Origin of the sequence: Demequina muriae (assembly GCF_030418295.1) — a bacterium.
Classification (GTDB): Bacteria; Actinomycetota; Actinomycetes; order Actinomycetales; family Demequinaceae; genus Demequina; species Demequina muriae.
On sequence record NZ_JAUHQA010000001.1, the window covers coordinates 1883786 to 1899083 of the forward strand.

Annotated in this window: 18 protein-coding genes; 10 read left to right on the forward strand and 8 right to left on the reverse strand. The window is 70.5% G+C overall.

Features of this window, described 5'->3' with window-relative positions:
• Positions 1–7 precede the first annotated feature (7 nt).
• The 3 genes from hpf (at position 8) to secA (ending at position 4545) form a co-directional block, all read left to right on the forward strand.
• The gene (hpf, locus tag QQX02_RS08850) at positions 8–697 is read left to right on the forward strand and encodes a ribosome hibernation-promoting factor, HPF/YfiA family (RefSeq protein ID WP_301142525.1); all 690 of its coding nucleotides are present in this window, start codon (positions 8–10) and stop codon (positions 695–697) included.
• 70 nt (positions 698–767) lie between these two features.
• The gene (locus QQX02_RS08855; protein ID WP_301142527.1) at positions 768–1658 is read left to right on the forward strand and encodes a DMT family transporter; all 891 of its coding nucleotides are present in this window, start codon (positions 768–770) and stop codon (positions 1656–1658) included.
• A gap of 70 nt (positions 1659–1728) precedes the next feature.
• Complete coding sequence (gene secA / locus QQX02_RS08860; RefSeq protein ID WP_436968526.1) at positions 1729–4545, forward strand: preprotein translocase subunit SecA; 2817 nt, start codon at positions 1729–1731, stop codon at positions 4543–4545.
• Positions 4546–4548: 3 nt separating this feature from the next.
• Here secA and QQX02_RS08865 read toward each other — a convergent pair whose 3' ends face one another.
• The gene (locus QQX02_RS08865; protein WP_301142530.1) at positions 4549–4992 is read right to left on the reverse strand and encodes an Rv3235 family protein; all 444 of its coding nucleotides are present in this window, start codon (positions 4990–4992) and stop codon (positions 4549–4551) included.
• Complete coding sequence (locus QQX02_RS08870) at positions 4989–5747, reverse strand: LysM peptidoglycan-binding domain-containing protein (protein ID WP_301142532.1); 759 nt, start codon at positions 5745–5747, stop codon at positions 4989–4991. The genes QQX02_RS08865 and QQX02_RS08870 overlap by 4 nt, the downstream gene beginning before the upstream one ends.
• Before the next feature lie 203 nt (positions 5748–5950).
• On the opposite strand from QQX02_RS08870, the gene QQX02_RS08875 reads away from it, so the two are divergent.
• Positions 5951–6469, forward strand: a complete 519-nt coding sequence (locus QQX02_RS08875; protein WP_301142533.1) for a hypothetical protein — start codon at positions 5951–5953, stop codon at positions 6467–6469.
• Here QQX02_RS08875 and QQX02_RS08880 read toward each other — a convergent pair.
• A complete protein-coding gene (locus QQX02_RS08880) occupies positions 6466–6687 on the reverse strand; it encodes a helix-turn-helix domain-containing protein (protein WP_301142535.1) in 222 nt (73 codons plus the stop codon). The two genes, QQX02_RS08875 and QQX02_RS08880, sit on opposite strands and share 4 nt — an antisense overlap.
• Before the next feature lie 113 nt (positions 6688–6800).
• Here QQX02_RS08880 and QQX02_RS08885 point away from each other — a divergent pair, with 113 nt between their 5' ends.
• From QQX02_RS08885 to QQX02_RS08895, 3 genes are read left to right on the forward strand one after another with little or no spacing between them, the layout of a single operon-like run.
• A complete protein-coding gene (locus tag QQX02_RS08885; protein WP_301142537.1) occupies positions 6801–7436 on the forward strand; it encodes a hypothetical protein in 636 nt (211 codons plus the stop codon).
• Entirely contained in the window at positions 7436–8701 is a 1266-nt protein-coding gene (locus QQX02_RS08890; RefSeq protein WP_301142538.1) for a CpaE/TadZ family protein, read from the forward strand. The genes QQX02_RS08885 and QQX02_RS08890 overlap by 1 nt, the downstream gene beginning before the upstream one ends.
• Before the next feature lie 4 nt (positions 8702–8705).
• Entirely contained in the window at positions 8706–9146 is a 441-nt protein-coding gene (locus QQX02_RS08895) for a DUF6912 family protein (RefSeq protein ID WP_301142539.1), read from the forward strand.
• Here QQX02_RS08895 and QQX02_RS08900 read toward each other — a convergent pair.
• The 4 genes from QQX02_RS08900 to QQX02_RS08915 form a co-directional block, all read right to left on the reverse strand.
• Positions 9143–9931, reverse strand: coding sequence for an inositol monophosphatase family protein (locus QQX02_RS08900; RefSeq protein WP_301142541.1), 789 nt, complete (start codon positions 9929–9931; stop codon positions 9143–9145). The genes QQX02_RS08895 and QQX02_RS08900 overlap by 4 nt on opposite strands.
• A 100-nt stretch (positions 9932–10031) precedes the next feature.
• A complete protein-coding gene (rsgA, locus tag QQX02_RS08905; protein WP_301142543.1) occupies positions 10032–11045 on the reverse strand; it encodes a ribosome small subunit-dependent GTPase A in 1014 nt (337 codons plus the stop codon).
• Positions 11042–12352, reverse strand: coding sequence for a 3-phosphoshikimate 1-carboxyvinyltransferase (gene aroA, locus QQX02_RS08910; protein ID WP_301142545.1), 1311 nt, complete (start codon positions 12350–12352; stop codon positions 11042–11044). Before aroA ends, rsgA begins: the two co-directional genes overlap by 4 nt.
• On the reverse strand, positions 12349–12834 hold the full coding sequence (locus QQX02_RS08915; RefSeq protein WP_301142546.1) for a hypothetical protein: 486 nt from the start codon (positions 12832–12834) through the stop codon (positions 12349–12351). The genes aroA and QQX02_RS08915 overlap by 4 nt, the downstream gene beginning before the upstream one ends.
• 157 nt (positions 12835–12991) lie before the next feature.
• Between QQX02_RS08915 and QQX02_RS08920 the strand changes: the two genes are divergently transcribed.
• Together QQX02_RS08920 and rsrA are read left to right on the forward strand one after the other, a co-directional pair.
• The gene (locus QQX02_RS08920) at positions 12992–13606 is read left to right on the forward strand and encodes a sigma-70 family RNA polymerase sigma factor (RefSeq protein WP_084631179.1); all 615 of its coding nucleotides are present in this window, start codon (positions 12992–12994) and stop codon (positions 13604–13606) included.
• The gene (gene rsrA / locus QQX02_RS08925; RefSeq protein ID WP_301142549.1) at positions 13587–13823 is read left to right on the forward strand and encodes a mycothiol system anti-sigma-R factor; all 237 of its coding nucleotides are present in this window, start codon (positions 13587–13589) and stop codon (positions 13821–13823) included. Before QQX02_RS08920 ends, rsrA begins: the two co-directional genes overlap by 20 nt.
• A 70-nt stretch (positions 13824–13893) precedes the next feature.
• Here the strand turns inward: rsrA and QQX02_RS13440 are convergent, their stop codons facing one another.
• Positions 13894–13968 carry a 50S ribosomal protein bL37 gene (locus QQX02_RS13440; RefSeq protein ID WP_371327667.1) on the reverse strand — a complete coding sequence of 25 codons (75 nt, stop codon included), beginning with the start codon at positions 13966–13968 and terminating at the stop codon, positions 13894–13896.
• A 128-nt stretch (positions 13969–14096) separates the two neighbouring features.
• On the opposite strand from QQX02_RS13440, the gene QQX02_RS08930 reads away from it, so the two are divergent.
• Complete coding sequence (locus QQX02_RS08930) at positions 14097–15185, forward strand: type IV pilus twitching motility protein PilT (RefSeq protein ID WP_301142550.1); 1089 nt, start codon at positions 14097–14099, stop codon at positions 15183–15185.
• Positions 15186–15298: the final 113 nt, after the last annotated feature.

Below are 15298 nucleotides of genomic sequence, written 5' to 3' on the forward strand. Positions count from 1 at the left end.
TTTCACCATGGACATTGCGATCGTCGGACGCCACACGAAGGTCTCCGAAGACACGCGCCTGAAGATCTTCGAGAAGATGGAGAAGGTCGAGTCGCTCGCCCCCAGAGCCACGCGCGCAGAGATCAACGTGGTGCACGAACGGAACCCCCGGCTGTCCGGAGAGCGCGAGCGCGTGGAGATCACGCTTCACGATCACGGCGTGATCCGGGCCGAGGCCGCCGCCGACGACCGGATGGTCGCGCTGGACCTTGCGACCGCGCGCATCGTGGAGCAGTTGCGCCGGCAGCACGAGCGCCGCGCCAACCGTCACAAGGGCAAGCCGTCGCTCCACGCGGTGGTCGCTCAGGACATGGCAGCCGCCGAGCAGGCCGGCACCACCACCGAGCACGGCGCCCCGCAGGACGGCGAGCGAGTCGAGAGCGTCGAGTCGTGGGAGGGCGCGCCCGAGGGATCGACGGTGGAGGTGCCGATCGACGGCACGCCGATCGTGATCCGCTCCAAGACTCACAGCGCGACGCGCATGTCCGTGGCCGACGCCATCGATCAGATGGAGCTCGTCGGGCACGACTTCTACCTGTTCCTCGACTCCGAGTCCGGACTCGCCTCCGCGGTGTACCGCCGGCGGGGCTGGACGTACGGCGTGATCCGCCTCGAGGAGACCTCCGACGACGAGGACGCTCAGCGCGAGACCGCCTGACCGCCTGACGACGCGGAACCGTCGCGGGTGCGCGCGCTGGAGCATCGGGGCCTCCCGGTAGTCTCCGAGCGTGCGCACCCGCGACTTCCTGCTCGTCCTCCTCGCCGCAGCACTGTGGGGGACGGGAGGGGTGCTCGGGACGCTGCTGGCCGATGACGGCCAGGTGCCGCCGGCCTCGGTGGCGATGTGGCGCATGCTCGTCGCCGGCAGTGCGCTGTCGCTGTGGCTCGTCGCGCGCGGCGCGCTGCGACTGCGCTCGCTCACCGCGCCGATGCTCCGCCGACTCCTCGCCACGGGAGCGCTGATCGCCGCCTTCGAGGTGCTGTACTTCACGAGCATCGCACTCGCGGGGGTGGGCCTCGCGACGCTCGTGGCGATCGGCAGCGCGCCCGCCTGGGTGGTGCTGTGGGACTGGGTCAGGCGCGGTGATCGGCCAGACGCGCGCCGCACGCTCGCGCTGGTGGTCGCGCTCGCCGGACTCGTGGCGCTGCTCGGCTCCTCCTTGGATGCGGGTGACGGCGCCCTCGCCGGCGTGGCACTGTCGATCGCCACCGGCGCCGTCTTCGCCGGGGTGACGGTGGTGAATCGCGTCGCGGTCCCTGGACTCGGCGCGGCCCGGCTCACAGCGCTCGCCTTCAGCGCAGGCGGGCTGATGCTGGTGCCGGTCGCTGTCCTGCTCGGCTGGGGAGCGCCCGCGGGAGTCGTGTCGTGGGGATACGCACTGGCGCTCGGCATCGGGTCCACTGCGCTCGCGTATCTCGCGTACCTCACCGGACTCCAGACGGTGCCGCCGTTCGTCGCGACCGTGGTCGCGCTGGTCGAGCCGCTCGTCGCCGCCGTGCTCGGCGCGCTGATCTTCGTCGAGCGCATCGGCCCCGGGGGGCTGCTCGGAGGAGCGGCCCTCGCATCGGCCGTCGTGCTGTTGCGCCCACAGCGAGACGAACCGGCGACCCTGCACTGACGCCCTACGATGGATGACGGATCCGAACCGCTAGGAGAGCTACGTGTCAATTCTCGATCGTGTCGTCCGCATGGGCGAGGGCCGCGTACTGCGACGTCTCGGCAGGATCGTCACCTTGACGAACGCCATGGAGGACGCCTACCAGGAGCTCTCGGACGACGAGCTGAAGAGCCTCACCCCGGAGTTCCGCACCCGATTCGAGGGCGGCGAGAGCCTCGACTCGATCATGCCCGAGGCGTTCGCGGCGGTGCGCGAGGCATCGCGCCGGACTCTTGGCCTGCGGCACTTCGACGTTCAGATCATGGGCGGCGCGGCGCTGCACTTCGGAGACATCGCCGAGATGAAGACCGGTGAGGGCAAGACCCTCGTCGCGACGCTGCCGGCGTACCTCAACGCGATCACGGGCAACGGCGTCCACGTCGTGACGGTCAACGACTACCTCGCGAGCTACCAGTCCGAGCTCATGGGCCGCGTGTTCCGCTTCCTCGGGATGGAGACCGGCTGCATCATGTCGGGGATGTCGCCGCAGGACCGCAAGGCCCAGTACGCCGCCGACATCACGTATGGCACCAACAACGAGTTCGGCTTCGACCACCTGCGCGACAACATGGCGCTGGACCCCAATGCGCTGGTGCACCGTGGCTATCACTTCGCGATCGTCGACGAGGTCGACTCGATCCTCATCGACGAGGCGCGCACGCCGCTCATCATCTCCGGACCCTCGCAGGGCGACAATCTCAAGTGGTACACCGAGTTCACCCGCATCGCGAAGTCGCTCGTCATCGACGAGGACTACGAGGTCGAGGAGAAGAAGAAGGCCGTCGGCATGCTCGAGCCGGGCATCGACAAAGTCGAGAAGGCCCTGGGCATCGAGAACCTCTACGACCCCGCCAACACCCCGCTGATCGGCTTCCTCAACAACGCCGTGAAGGCCAAGGAGCTGTTCCGCCGCGACCGCGACTACGTGGTCCAGAACGGCGAGGTCGACATCGTCGACGAGCACACCGGCCGGCTGCTGCGCGGCCGCCGCTACTCGGAGGGTCTCCACCAGGCCATCGAGGCCAAGGAGGGCGTCGAGGTCAAGGCCGAGAACCAGACCTACGCGTCCATCACCCTGCAGAACTACTTCCGTCAGTACGACAAGCTCGCCGGCATGACCGGTACGGCCCAGACCGAGGCGTCCGAGCTCAACGCGACGTATGGCATGGGCGTGGTGCCCATCCCCACCAACATGCCGATGATCCGCGAGGACAAGGCAGACCTGCTGTACAAGACCGAGCAGGCCAAGTTCGATGCCGTGATCGAGGACATCCTCGAGCGCCACGAGAAGGGCCAGCCGGTGCTGGTCGGCACGGTCTCCGTCGAGAAGTCCGAGCGCCTGAGCGCCGAGCTGCGCAAGCACGGGATCCAGCACTCGGTCCTGAACGCCAAGCAGCACGAGCGCGAGGCGGCCATCGTCGCCGAGGCGGGCCGCAAGGGCGCCGTGACCGTCGCCACGAACATGGCCGGTCGCGGCACCGATATCATGCTGGGCGGCAACCCCGAGTTCCGGGCCGTGCAGGAGATGTCGGACCGCGACCTCGATCCGCAGGAGCAGCCCGAGGAGTACGAGCGCGTGTGGGACGGCGTGTTCGAACAGGCACAGGCCGCCGTCGCCACCGAGCACGAGGAGGTGCTCGCCGCCGGCGGACTCTACGTGCTGGGCACCGAGCGCCACGAGTCGCGCCGCATCGACAACCAGCTGCGAGGCCGCTCCGGCCGCCAGGGCGACCCCGGCGAGTCCCGGTTCTATCTGTCGCTCGAGGACGACCTCATGCGCATGTTCCAGTCGGGACTGGCCGCCACGATGATGAACTCGTCGGCGCTGCCCGACGACATGCCCATCGAATCGAAGGTGCTGACGCGCGGCGTGCGCTCGGCGCAGGCGCAACTCGAGGGCCGCAATGCGGAGATCCGCAAGAACATCCTGAAGTACGACGACGTGATGAGCTCGCAGCGCAGCGTCATCTACTCGGAGCGCCGCCGCGTGCTCGACGGCGAGAACTTCCGCGATCAGGTCATGACGTTCATCGACGACATCGTCGGCGCCTACGTGCGCGCAGCGACCGTGGTGGGCAGTCCCGAGGACTGGGACCTCGACGCGCTCTGGAAGGACCTGCGCACCATCTACCCGGTCTCGTTGACCACCGACGAGCTCGTCGAGGAGGCCGGAGGCGTCAGCCTGCTCTCCGCCGCATTCCTCACGCGAGAGCTGGTCGCCGATGCGAAGGTCCAGTACGAGGCCGTGGAGGAGCGCCTGGGCGCCGACCTCACGCGCACGGTCGAGCGTCAGGTCGTCATGCAGGTGCTCGATGCCAAGTGGCGTGAGCACCTGTACGAGATGGACTACCTCAAGGAGGGCATCGGTCTGCGGGCCATGGGCCAGCGCGATCCCCTCACTGAGTACCAGCGCGAGGGCTTCCAGCTCTTCGAGGCCATGACGGACTCGATCAAGGAGCAGTCGCTGCAGGTGCTCTACCGGGTCGAGAAGCGCGTCAAGGAGCCGGCGGCGGGCGAGGTCACGGCCGAATCGGCTGCGGCGACCGCCGCGGGCGCCCCGAACGTCGCGCAGGCGACGGCGGGCGCGCAGGCCGCCGGGTCGAAGTCCGGCCAGCGCCGGGGCGCTTCCTCGGCCACGCCCGGTGCCATGATGCAGTCCAACATGGGCGCCCTCACGTACTCGGGGCCCTCGGACGATGGCACGGGCGAGGTCAAGAAGTCGGGGCCCAAGGCCGGCGACAAGCCGTCCGACGACGGCGCGACGTTCCCGGGCACCGCGAAGAACGCACCGTGCCCGTGCGGGTCAGGCAAGAAGTACAAGATGTGTCACGGCAAGAACGAGGCCTGATCCTCAGCCCACGTGCATCTCGGTGACGAGCCACCTGCCCGTCACGTCCTCGAGCCGCATCGCGATGGCGCGGCAGTGGTCCCCATCGTCGACGACGATCGAGACCTCGGCCGCGTCCCGCGACACCCGGAACACCCGTGCGCGACGCACGCCGACGGGCCGTGATCGAGAGAGCCCAGCGCGCCGCGCGAGTGACCGCTGCCGGGCCACCTGCGCGAACACCGCAGGCTCGATCCATCGTGCATACGAGTCCAGCGCCGGGCCGCCCAGCAGCGCCTCCATGACCGCCTTGGCGACGGTGCAGGCCAGCGGCGTCGGGTCTCCGAGCACCCGGCGCTCCCGGGCGTAGGGAACGGGGGCCGCAGGCCTCGGCTGCCGGTGCGGCGCCGCGGCAAGCCTCGGCGCACCCGACTGACCCCGGGAGGTGGGGAGGCTCGCGGCGCTCATCGCCCCCACCCCTCGGGAATCGCGAACTCCTGACCGGGATGGATCAGCGAGGGGTCCGGGCCGACGACGCCACGGTTCGCGTCGTACAGTTCCGGCCACCCCTCCGCGATCGCTTCCGCGTCGAGGCTGACGGCGCCGTCGCGGAGGCCCCCCTCGCGTGCATCGGCCGTGATGCTCCACAACGAGTCGCCCGCAGTCACGACATAGAGCGCGTCTGCGGATCGGTCTGGGGGTGCCGTCTGCGACGGCGCCTCCGCTGTGGTGGACCCAGAGCCCGCGGGAGGCGGCAGGACCGGGGAGGACGGGGGTGACTCGACGACGCTGGCCTCATGGGCGATCGGCTCCGGGACCCACCCGGCGTCCGAGTCGCCAGGGGCCGCCACCGCAGGCAGCGCGAGTCCTGCGGAGGCCACCCCGGTCGCGGCGACGGCGACCACGCGCCGCCACGTCGGTGGGGTGAAGCGGTGTGCGGCCCGTCGCACGCGCGAGCGCTGGGGCGTCGCGACGAGCGCCAACGACATGGCGCTGAGGTGCGCCGCGACCGCTGCGCCCCCCGCGCCCGCGACGACGGCCAGGGCCTCGCCGAGCGCCACAGGGGCGAGAGCAAGCGACGGCGCCTGTGACAGGTCGTGTGCAATCGCGGCACCGGACTCCCACGTGGCGACGGCGAGCATCCAGGCGAGGACCGGCATGGCCACGAGCACGGTCAGGGCCGCAGTCCTCGTCGCCGCTGTCTTCACTGCCGCAGCGCTCAACGCCGGTGTCTTCACTGCCGCGGAGCGCGCGGCAGGCGTGCCCCGGTTGTCGGTCCGCCGCCCACTTGTTCCGATCTCCATGTCACACCTCTTCGATAGCGTTTGATGCATGTTGATGACGTTAGATATACAACGATGCGGCTCTGGCGTCCACCGGAAGTGTCCGCTGGCTGTGGACAGCGGTCACCCCGTAGCGTGTGCACATGCGCTGGGAAGCCCTGTTCACCGACCTCGAGGGACAGATGGCCGCCGCACACGATGACGACTGGCGCGCGGAGGTCGCCGAGCGGACCCGCGGGGAGCGCACCGGGATCGACCTGCCGTCCAGGATCGCGGCGGCTCAGGGTGCGAGCCTGTCGATCGTGCTGAGTGACGGCACCGTCCTCGCGGGGGTCGTGACCGACTCCGCTCATGCGTGGCTGCTGCTGGTCGACGCGGGCGGTCGTGAGCATCTGGTGCCGATGGCCGCCGTCGCCTCCGTCGACGGACTGAGCGGCGCGGCGCATCACGTCACCGAGGTGGAGCGCAGGCTCGGCATCTCCCACGCGCTGCGGGCCCTCAGCCGTGATCGCGCCAGGGTTCAGGTGCGGACGCGGGGGAGCGAGACGCACGGCGTCATCGCGGCGGTGTTCGGGGACCACATCGATCTGGTGACCGACGCGCCGCACCGGCACCGCGTGGCGGTCCCGACCGCCGCCATCATCGAGGTGGCGTCCTCTTAGGACTCCGTCGCCGAGCGGGGGTGACTCGTCTTCTCGCGCGTCGCGGCGTACTGGCGTTCGATGTACGACTCGAGCTCGCTCGCCTCGATGCGCCAGATGCCACGCCCGCCCACCTGGATGGCGGGCAGATCGCCGGAGCGCACGAGGGCGTAGGCCTGCTGCGAGGAGACGTTCAGGATCTCCTGCACGTCCTCGATCTTGAGGAAACGGGGCGCCATGGCGACATTGTGGCACGGTGCCGGCGTTCGTTCGGGCCTTTCCACAGGGCCTTGTGGGATGCGTCGCGACGGGGCAGGCTATGCCCAAAGCCGTGTACCAGGGGGGAAAGGCTATGGACGAACGGGTACCTGTCGCGGGCCGACTGCGGCGCCCGGGCTGGAAGGATCCGCGCCTGCTCATTGGGCTGCTGCTGATCGCCGTGGCGATCGTCGGCGTGTCTGGGATCGTGGGCGCTGCGGACCGCACGACGCCGCACTACGTCGCCCATGCGACGCTCACACCCGGGATGGTCCTCGAGGCCGATGACCTCGTCGTCGCGCATGTGCGGGTGGGCGAAGGGCCGTACCTGCCCGCCGAGGGGGCCGATGTCGTCGAGCCCTGGGGCCAGGTGGTGACCAGGGTCGTCGATGAGGGCGAACTGGTCCCGGCAGCAGCGCTGGCCAGCCCGGACGACTTCGACGGGCGCCCCGTGGCCGTGGTTACGACGTCGCCGGTGGCGGCCGACGTGCGTCGCGGCTCGCTCGTGGATGTCTGGGTGACGCAGGCGAAGGGCGACTCCGAGGCTCAGAGCAGTCTCGTCGGCGAGGGGCTCGTGGTGGCGGACGTCGAGCGCGACGAGGGCGCATTCGGTGCTGGCGGCGGCGAGACGGTCTACGTGGTCGTGCCGCGGACCGGGCTCGAGACCTTCCTCGAGGCGCTCGCGGCAGACGGCGAGGTGTCCGTGGTGGGGCTCGCCGGAGGCCAGTGATGGCGGCCCCAGGCGTGATCATCGCCGTCGCGGGCCAGGTGGAGGCGCGCGTGGCCCAGGCGCTCGACGGAGCCGCGGGCCTCCGGGTCGTGCGCCGATGCGCGGACCTGGCGGAGGCGGCGGCCGCCGCCAACGCGGGTGTGGGCTCCGTCGTGGTGCTCTCGGACCAGCCCCACCTGACGCGCACCGTGCTCACCGAGCTCTCGCGGCACGGCGTTGCCGTCGTGGGCGTGCCGACGACGCCCGAGGCGGCCGAGCAGCTGTCCCTCATCGGCATCAGCGAGGTGGTGGCGCCTCACGCGACCGACGACGCACTCGTCACGGCGGCCCAGCGTGCGCTGCGTGCGCTTGCTCCACGGACGCCGCAGTCGGGTGCTCACGTCCCGTCAGGTGCCAGCGGCCCCGATCACGAGCACGAGGGCGTCGTGATCGCGGTGTGGGGCCCCGCCGGTGCTCCGGGGCGCACCACCGTCGCCGTGAACCTCGCAAGTGAGTTCGCGCGTCACGGCACGGCGACGCTTCTCGTGGATGTCGACACATACGGCGGAGCCGTCGCGCAGGCGTGCGGCCTCATGGATGAGGCTCCCGGGCTGGCGGCCGTCGCGCGAGCCGCACAGCACGGCGGGGTCGATCGCTCGACGATCGATCACTACGCGCTCGAGGTCGCCCCCGGGCTGCGGGTCCTGACCGGTGTCACCCGTGCCGAGCGGTGGCCAGAACTGCCGGGGCCCGCTCTCGACGAGGTGTGGCGCGCCGCCCGCTCCTCTGCGGCGATCACGGTCATCGACTGCGGGTTCAACCTGGAGATCGACGAGGAGCTCTCGTACGACACGCGTGCTCCTCAACGCAACGCGGCGACGCTGAGCGCTCTCGGGGCCGCGCAGACGGTCGTCGCGGTCGGGACGGCGGAACCGCTGGGAATCCAGCGACTGGTGCACGGCCTGGGCACTCTCCGCAGCCTCATCGGCGGCGAGCCCGTCGTGGTGGTCAACAGGGTGCGGGCCGAGGTCGCCGGCACCCGGCCAGAGGAGGCGGTCGCTGACGCCCTGCTTCGTTTCGGACAGGTCCCGCACACGTGGACCGTGCCGTGGGACCCGCGCGCGTGCGATGCAGCCGCGCTGGCGGGCCAACTCCTTGCCGAGCGTGCTCCACGGTCTCAGGCGCGGCGTGCCATCGCCTCCCTCGCCGCAAGCCTCCATGCCCCGGCCGATGCGGTCGCCGCGCCGCGTCGTCCGCGCGCCGCGAGCGCCGGGGTGGGACACTGAACCTATGCGCGTCTACGTGCCCATCGCCGTCGAGGACCTGGGTCAGTGTCTGTCCGGAGCGTGGGAACCCCGCACCGGATACGCGCTGACCCCCACGCTCCTCGACATCTCGGCCTCCGACGATGACGAGCTGCTGGCCGAGCAGGTGCGCGACGCCGCGGCCGCCGATGCGGTGCTCGAACTGGGGGCCCCCCGTCGCGCCGTGATCGCCGTCGACTACCCGCGCGCCGATGTCGAGCAGGTGGTCGGCGAGCACCCGGCCGCCGTGACGCTCACTGGACGGGTGAGGGCCGATGCGGTGGCGTGTGCCTTCGTCGACGAGCCCGATGCGGAGGTCGACGGCCGCGCGGCCGCCCAAGGCGACTCCGACGCGCTCGCGAGGCTCGAGGAGCGCGACCTGCTCTGGTACGACGTGAGCGAGATCGCAGACCTCGCCACCTCCTAGGGCTGGAGCCGGGCCGCGATCTGGGCGTGCAGCAGCCCATTGGTGGCGAGGGCGTCCCCGCCGAACGGCCCTGGCTCGCCGGCGAGCGAGGTGAACTGCCCACCTGCCTCCGTCACGATGGGCACCAGCGCCGCCATGTCGTACAGCTCGAGCTCGGGCTCCATCGCGGCATCGACCACGCCCTCGGCCACCAGCATGTAGCTCCAGAAGTCGCCATAGGCTCGGGTGCGCCACGCGTCGTCCGCCAGCCCGAGGAAGGCCGGCAGCAGCCCGCGCTCGTCCCACCCGGACAGCGACGAGTACGAGAGGCTCGCCTCGGTGAGGTCGTCCACCGTGGAGACGCCGATGCGCTCGGCGGAGTCCACGGTCCGTCCTCTCCACGCGCCGTCCCCGGCGGCGGCGAACCACCGACGTGCGAGCGCGGGCGCGCTCACGACGCCCATGACTGGGACGCCGTCGTCGATCAGGGCGATGAGCGTCGCCCACACGGGCACGCCGCGGACGAAGTTCTTGGTGCCGTCGATGGGATCGACGACCCACTGGCGTGCGCCCCCCGAGGTGGAGCCGTACTCCTCGCCCACGAACGCATCGGCCGGTCGCTCGCTGGCGACCCGCGCGCGGATGATGCGCTCCGCCTCCCGGTCGATCGCGGTGACGGGGGAGTCGTCCGCCTTGAGCTCGACCTCGAAGTGGCCTGTCGAGGCGGGAAGGGTGAGGGCGTCGACCTCGTCCGCGATGCTGAGAGCGAGCGCGAGGTCGGCGGCGTAGGGTCCGGCGGGCTGCATGGCTCCAGGCTAGCGGGAGCGTGCTCGCCCGCTGGTCCGTGCGGTCACCCCGGAGTGGTCACCCCGCGGTGGTCACCCCGCGGTGGTCACCGCGCAGTGATCACCATGCGTCGCCCTCGGCCCGCGACGCGAGCAGCCGGCGGATCGATACCACGCGCGCGCGCTGATCGGGCGTGGACGCCCACGCGTCGAGCGCGCATCCGGCCTCCTCCGACTCGTGCGTGCAGCCCCGGGGGCAGCCCTCCGCCGCCGCCTCGGCCACGTCGGGGAAGGCGGCGATGAAGTGCTCGGGGTTGACGTGCGCGAGGCCGAAGGACCGGATCCCGGGGGTGTCGATGATGCGCCCGCCACCGGGCAGATCGAAAGCGATCGCGGAGGTCGAGGTGTGCCGGCCCCGGCCCGTGACGTCGTTCACGATGCCCGTGGTGCGGTGCGCCTCGGGCACGATCGCGTTCACCAGGGTCGACTTGCCCACCCCGGAGTAGCCCACGAGGACCGTCGATCGCCCCTGGAGGCGCTCACGCAGCTCGTCGAGGCCGGTGAAGGTGCGGTCCTCGCCCACCGTGGTCATCGTGGTGGTGAGCAGCGCGACGCCGAGCGGGTCGTAGGAGTCCCGGAGCGCATCGGCCGATGCGAGGTCGCCCTTGGTGAGCACGAGCAGGGCGTCCATGCCCGCGTCGAACGCCGCGACGAGGCAGCGGTCGATCATGCGGGGGTTGGGCTCGGGGTCCGCGAGCGACGTGACGATCGCCAGCTGCTGGGCGTTCGCGACGACGACGCGCTCAGTGGGGTCGGTGTCGTCCGCGGTGCGGCGCAGCTCGGTCGCCCTGGGCTCGCGGCGCACGATGCGCGCGAGGGAGCCGTCCTGTCCGCTCGTGTCGCCGACCACCCCCACCCGGTCGCCCACGACCAGTCCGCGTCGACCGAGCTCCCTCGCCTTCACCGCCGTGAGGGAGACCCCGTCGTCCATGTGGACGGCGAGGCGGCCGCGGTCCACGCCGATGACGGTCCCGGGGACGGCGTCGAGGTGCGCCGGCCGGATCTTCGAACGAGGACGGGAGCCGCGCCGGCCGGGCCGCACGCGAGCGTCTGACTCGTCGTACTCGCGCCTCACGGGCGGAGCATCGCCTTCCACATGGCGGGGAACTCGGGCATGGTCTTGGCGGTGGTGCCGACGTTGAGCACCTGCGTGCCGTTCACGGCGAGCCCCACGATGGCGCCGAACGTCGCCATGCGGTGGTCCTCGTACGACTCGATGACGGCGGGGTGCAGTCCTCCTGCAGGCATGCCGCCGAAGGCGAGCCAGTCGTCGCCGGCCTCGCATTCGCCGCCGAGCCGCCTGACCTCATCCTGGATCGCCGCGAGGCGGTCCGTCTCGTGCCCGCGCAGGTGGCCGATGCCGGTGAGCCTCGACGGCCCCTCCGCGAGAGCGCACAGCGCCGCGATGGTGGGGGTGATCTCGCCAGCGGGGGACAGGTCGGCATCAATGCCACGGATGGTGCCGTCGCCGCGAACGGTCATGACGTCACCCTCGAGGGAGCACGAGCCGCCCATCCGCGCGAGCAGCTCGGGGTACAGCGCGCCCGGCTGCGTGGTGCTGGCGGGCCAGCCCGGGATGCGCACCTCGCCACCCGCGACGAGGGCGGCGGCCATGAACGGTCCGGCATTCGACAGGTCAGGCTCGACTCGGACGTCGCGCAGACGCACCGGGCCCGGGTGCACCACCCACGTGGTGGCATCGGGCTGGTCGATCTGGACGCCCGCCTCGCGCAGCGTCGCGCAGGTCATGTCGATGTGCGGCAGGCTCGGAAGGCGCGCGCCCACCTGGCGGATGGTGAGCCCGTGGGGGAGGCGCGGTGCGACCAGGAGCAGGGCCGTCACGAACTGCGACGATGTCGAGGCATCGACCTCGACCTCCGACGCCACCGCATCGGGCGGCGTCACGGTGCACGGAAGGGAGCCCCGGCCGTCGTCGTCGACGGGTGCCCCCAGTGCGCGCAGCGCGTCGAACAGCGGAGCCATGGGACGGACACGGGCGGCCTCGTCACCGTCGAACGTCACGGGACCGTCAGCGAGCAGGACCATGGGCGGCACGAAGCGCATGACCGTGCCGGCGAGGCCGCAGAAGACGTCGCCGCCTCCACGCAGCGGGCCCGGCGTGATGGTCCAGGCGTCGCCAGTGTCGTCGACCGAGGCGCCTAGGCTGCGGAGCGCGGCGATCATGAGCGCGCTGTCGCGTGAGCGCAGGCCGCCACGGAGGTGGACGGGCGTCTCTGACAGGGCGGCCAGCACGAGGTAGCGCGCCGTGAGGGACTTGGAGCCAGGAACCTCGACCCGTGCGTCGAGCGGTTCGCTCGCGGCAGGGGCAGTCCACGCCTCGCCCGGGCCGGTGCCGACGGGGAGGGTCTCGCCGACGCTCACTTCTTCTTGGCCGTGACCGATGCTCCGCCGAGCACGTCCTTCTTCGCCTTGAGCTTCGCCTTCTTGGCCTTGGCCCGCTTGACCTTGCGCGGGCTGTGGCCGACCGTGGCGGCGAGCAGGGTGCCGCCGAACAGCGACACGTTCTTGAGGAACAGTTCGAGCTGCTCCTCCCTGCGCTGCTCGTCGGTCTCCAGCCAGAACGGGCGACCGACCGCGACGGTGGCGGCGGTGAGCCCGGCGAGGACCAGACCGGCGGTGCGGGGGGTGCGTGACAGCGCGAGCACCGATGCGGCAGCGATGGTCGCCATGCCGTGCGCCTTGACGAGGTCGGTGGTGCTGACGTCGTCGAGACCCACCTCCTTGAGGGCGGGTTCGAGCACCGGGGCGGAGCGCGCGGCTCGCCGCTCGGGCTCGAGAACTGACTGGACGCCTCCGTAGACGAACCACGTGGCGAGCAAGGGCCGTGCTAGCACTCGGAACATGACACCTACGCTACCAACCTTCGCGCGAGGTGCACATGGTGAGCACCGGGGGAATGGAGCCGCGGGAACAAACGTTGCGACCACCATGACAGCCTCCTTGCTTCTCGAACGCGGTGCCGCTACCGGCAGCGTCGAAGCTGGAGTAGGCTCGCCCCTCATGAGTGAGACCGCGCTGGACTTCGAGACCGAGGCGCTGTCGTACATGGATCAGCTGTACGCCGCCGCCCTGCGCATGACGCGCAACGGTGCCGACGCAGAGGACCTGGTGCAGGAGACGTACGCGAAGGCGTTCGCCGCCCAGGACAAGTTCACGATGGGCACCAACCTCAAGGCGTGGCTGTACCGCATCCAGACGAACGCGTTCATCAACACGTACCGCAAGAAGCAGCGTCAGCCCAAGCTCTCCGATGCCGAGCAGGTCGAGGACTGGCAGATCGCCGCGGCGGCTGAGCACACCAGCTCCGGACTCGTGTCCGCTGAGCAGGAGGCGCTGGACCAGATCGGCGACGTCGAGGTCAAGCGCGCACTGTCGGAGCTGTCGGAGGACTTCAGGATGGCGGTCTACCTCTCGGACGTCGAGGGGTTCGCCTACAAGGAGATCGCGGAGATCATGGATACCCCCGTGGGCACGGTGATGTCTCGCCTGCACCGGGGGCGCAAGCTGCTCCGTGAGAAGTTGAGAGAATACGCGGCTGAGCGCGGCATCTACGACAAGCGCCCGGCCCCCAATGTGGACAGTGGGGAGGTGTGCCATGCCCGGAAGGGAGTGTGAGGAGGCCCTCGACCGCCTGTTCGAATACATCGACGATGAGCTCTCGGATGATGAGCTCCGCCGCATCGGCGCCCATCTGAAGACGTGCCCGCCGTGCGAGGCGGAGCACAAGATCAAAGAGAAGATCAAGAACCTGACGTCGCGCTCCGGCGGCGACGCCGCCCCGGAGGAACTGCGCGAGCGCATCCTCTCGTCGATCAGGTCCACGCGCGCCTGACCTGACTGGCCAGGCATGACGAAGGCCGCACCGGAACTGTCCGATGCGGCCTCGAGTCAGGTGGGATCAATCAGGCGTTGGGACGCTTGCCGTGATTGGCTCCGCCCTTGGCGCGCGCCTTGCGCTTGCGGCCTCGCTTGCTCATCGGGATCCCCCTTTCTTACGCGGACGTGACGAAATCGACTATCTATCTTCCCACACCGTGCTTCACGTCGGTGCCTCGGAGCCCTACCCTCGCTCAAGAGACCACCGACCCGTGCCGATGGAGTACCCGTGAGCGACCAGCCAGTATCCGTCATCCCCTTCCTGCACGCCCTCGCGTCCACGGGCGGTTCCGACCTCCACTGCAAGGTGGGCTCCGCTCCGCGGGTACGCGTGGATGGCCGGCTGCGCAAGCTGCAGGTGCCGCCGCTGACGCCCGCCGACACCCGCAACATGGTGGCCCAGGTGCTGCCGGAGGACCTCGTCGCCCAGTTCCGCGACACGCATGAGGCGGACTTCGCGTTCTCCCTGTCCGGCGTGGGTCGATTCCGCGTCAACGCCTATGTGGCGCGCGGCACGGACTGCCTCGTGTTCCGGCGCGTGGCGGTGGGAGCGACCCCGTTCGAGGACCTCGGCCTGCCGCCCGTGATCGCCGACCTCGCGCTCGAGCCGCGTGGGCTGGTGCTGGTCACCGGCCCTACCGGCTCCGGCAAGACCACCACGCTGGCGTCCATGGTCGACCTGATCAACACGTACCGCGAGGTCAACATCATCACCATCGAGGACCCGATCGAGGTCCTCCACAGCGACAAGAAGGCGATCATCTCGCAGCGCGAGATCCGCTCGGACACCCTCGACTTCACCGCGGCGCTGCGCGGAGCGATGCGCCAGGACCCCGACGTCATCATGGTCGGCGAGATGCGCGACATCGAGACCGTGCGCGCCGCGCTGTCGGCGGCCGAGACGGGCCACCTCGTGCTCGCCACCCTTCACACCGTCGATGCGCAGGACACCATCAACCGGATCATCGACTTCTTCACCCCGCACGAGCAGAGCCAGGTGCGCTCCACCCTCGCCCAGACGCTCCGCGGCATCGTGTCACAGCGCCTGGTGCGCAAGGGCGACGGCAGCGGCCGCACGCTCGCGGCGGAGATCATGGTCAACCACGGCCGCATCGCGGAGGCCATCGTGGAGCCGGCGAGCCAGCCGCCCATCACGGACCTCATCGCCGAGGGCGAGTACTACAAGATGCAGACGTTCGACCAGCACCTGTTCGAGCTGGTGCGGGACCGCGTGGTGTCCGTCGACGACGCCGTGGCGATCGCGACGCGTCCGCACGACCTTCAGGTGACCTTGCGGAACTCCGGCGTCATCGTCTGACACGGGACCTCTGTCCGGCACTGGTTGACCCCTACGGCAGGTATCGGCCTGCTGTCCGGCAGGACCTGGCAGTGAGTGCCGGACAGCACGTCACGAGCCGCCAGAGGGGTCAG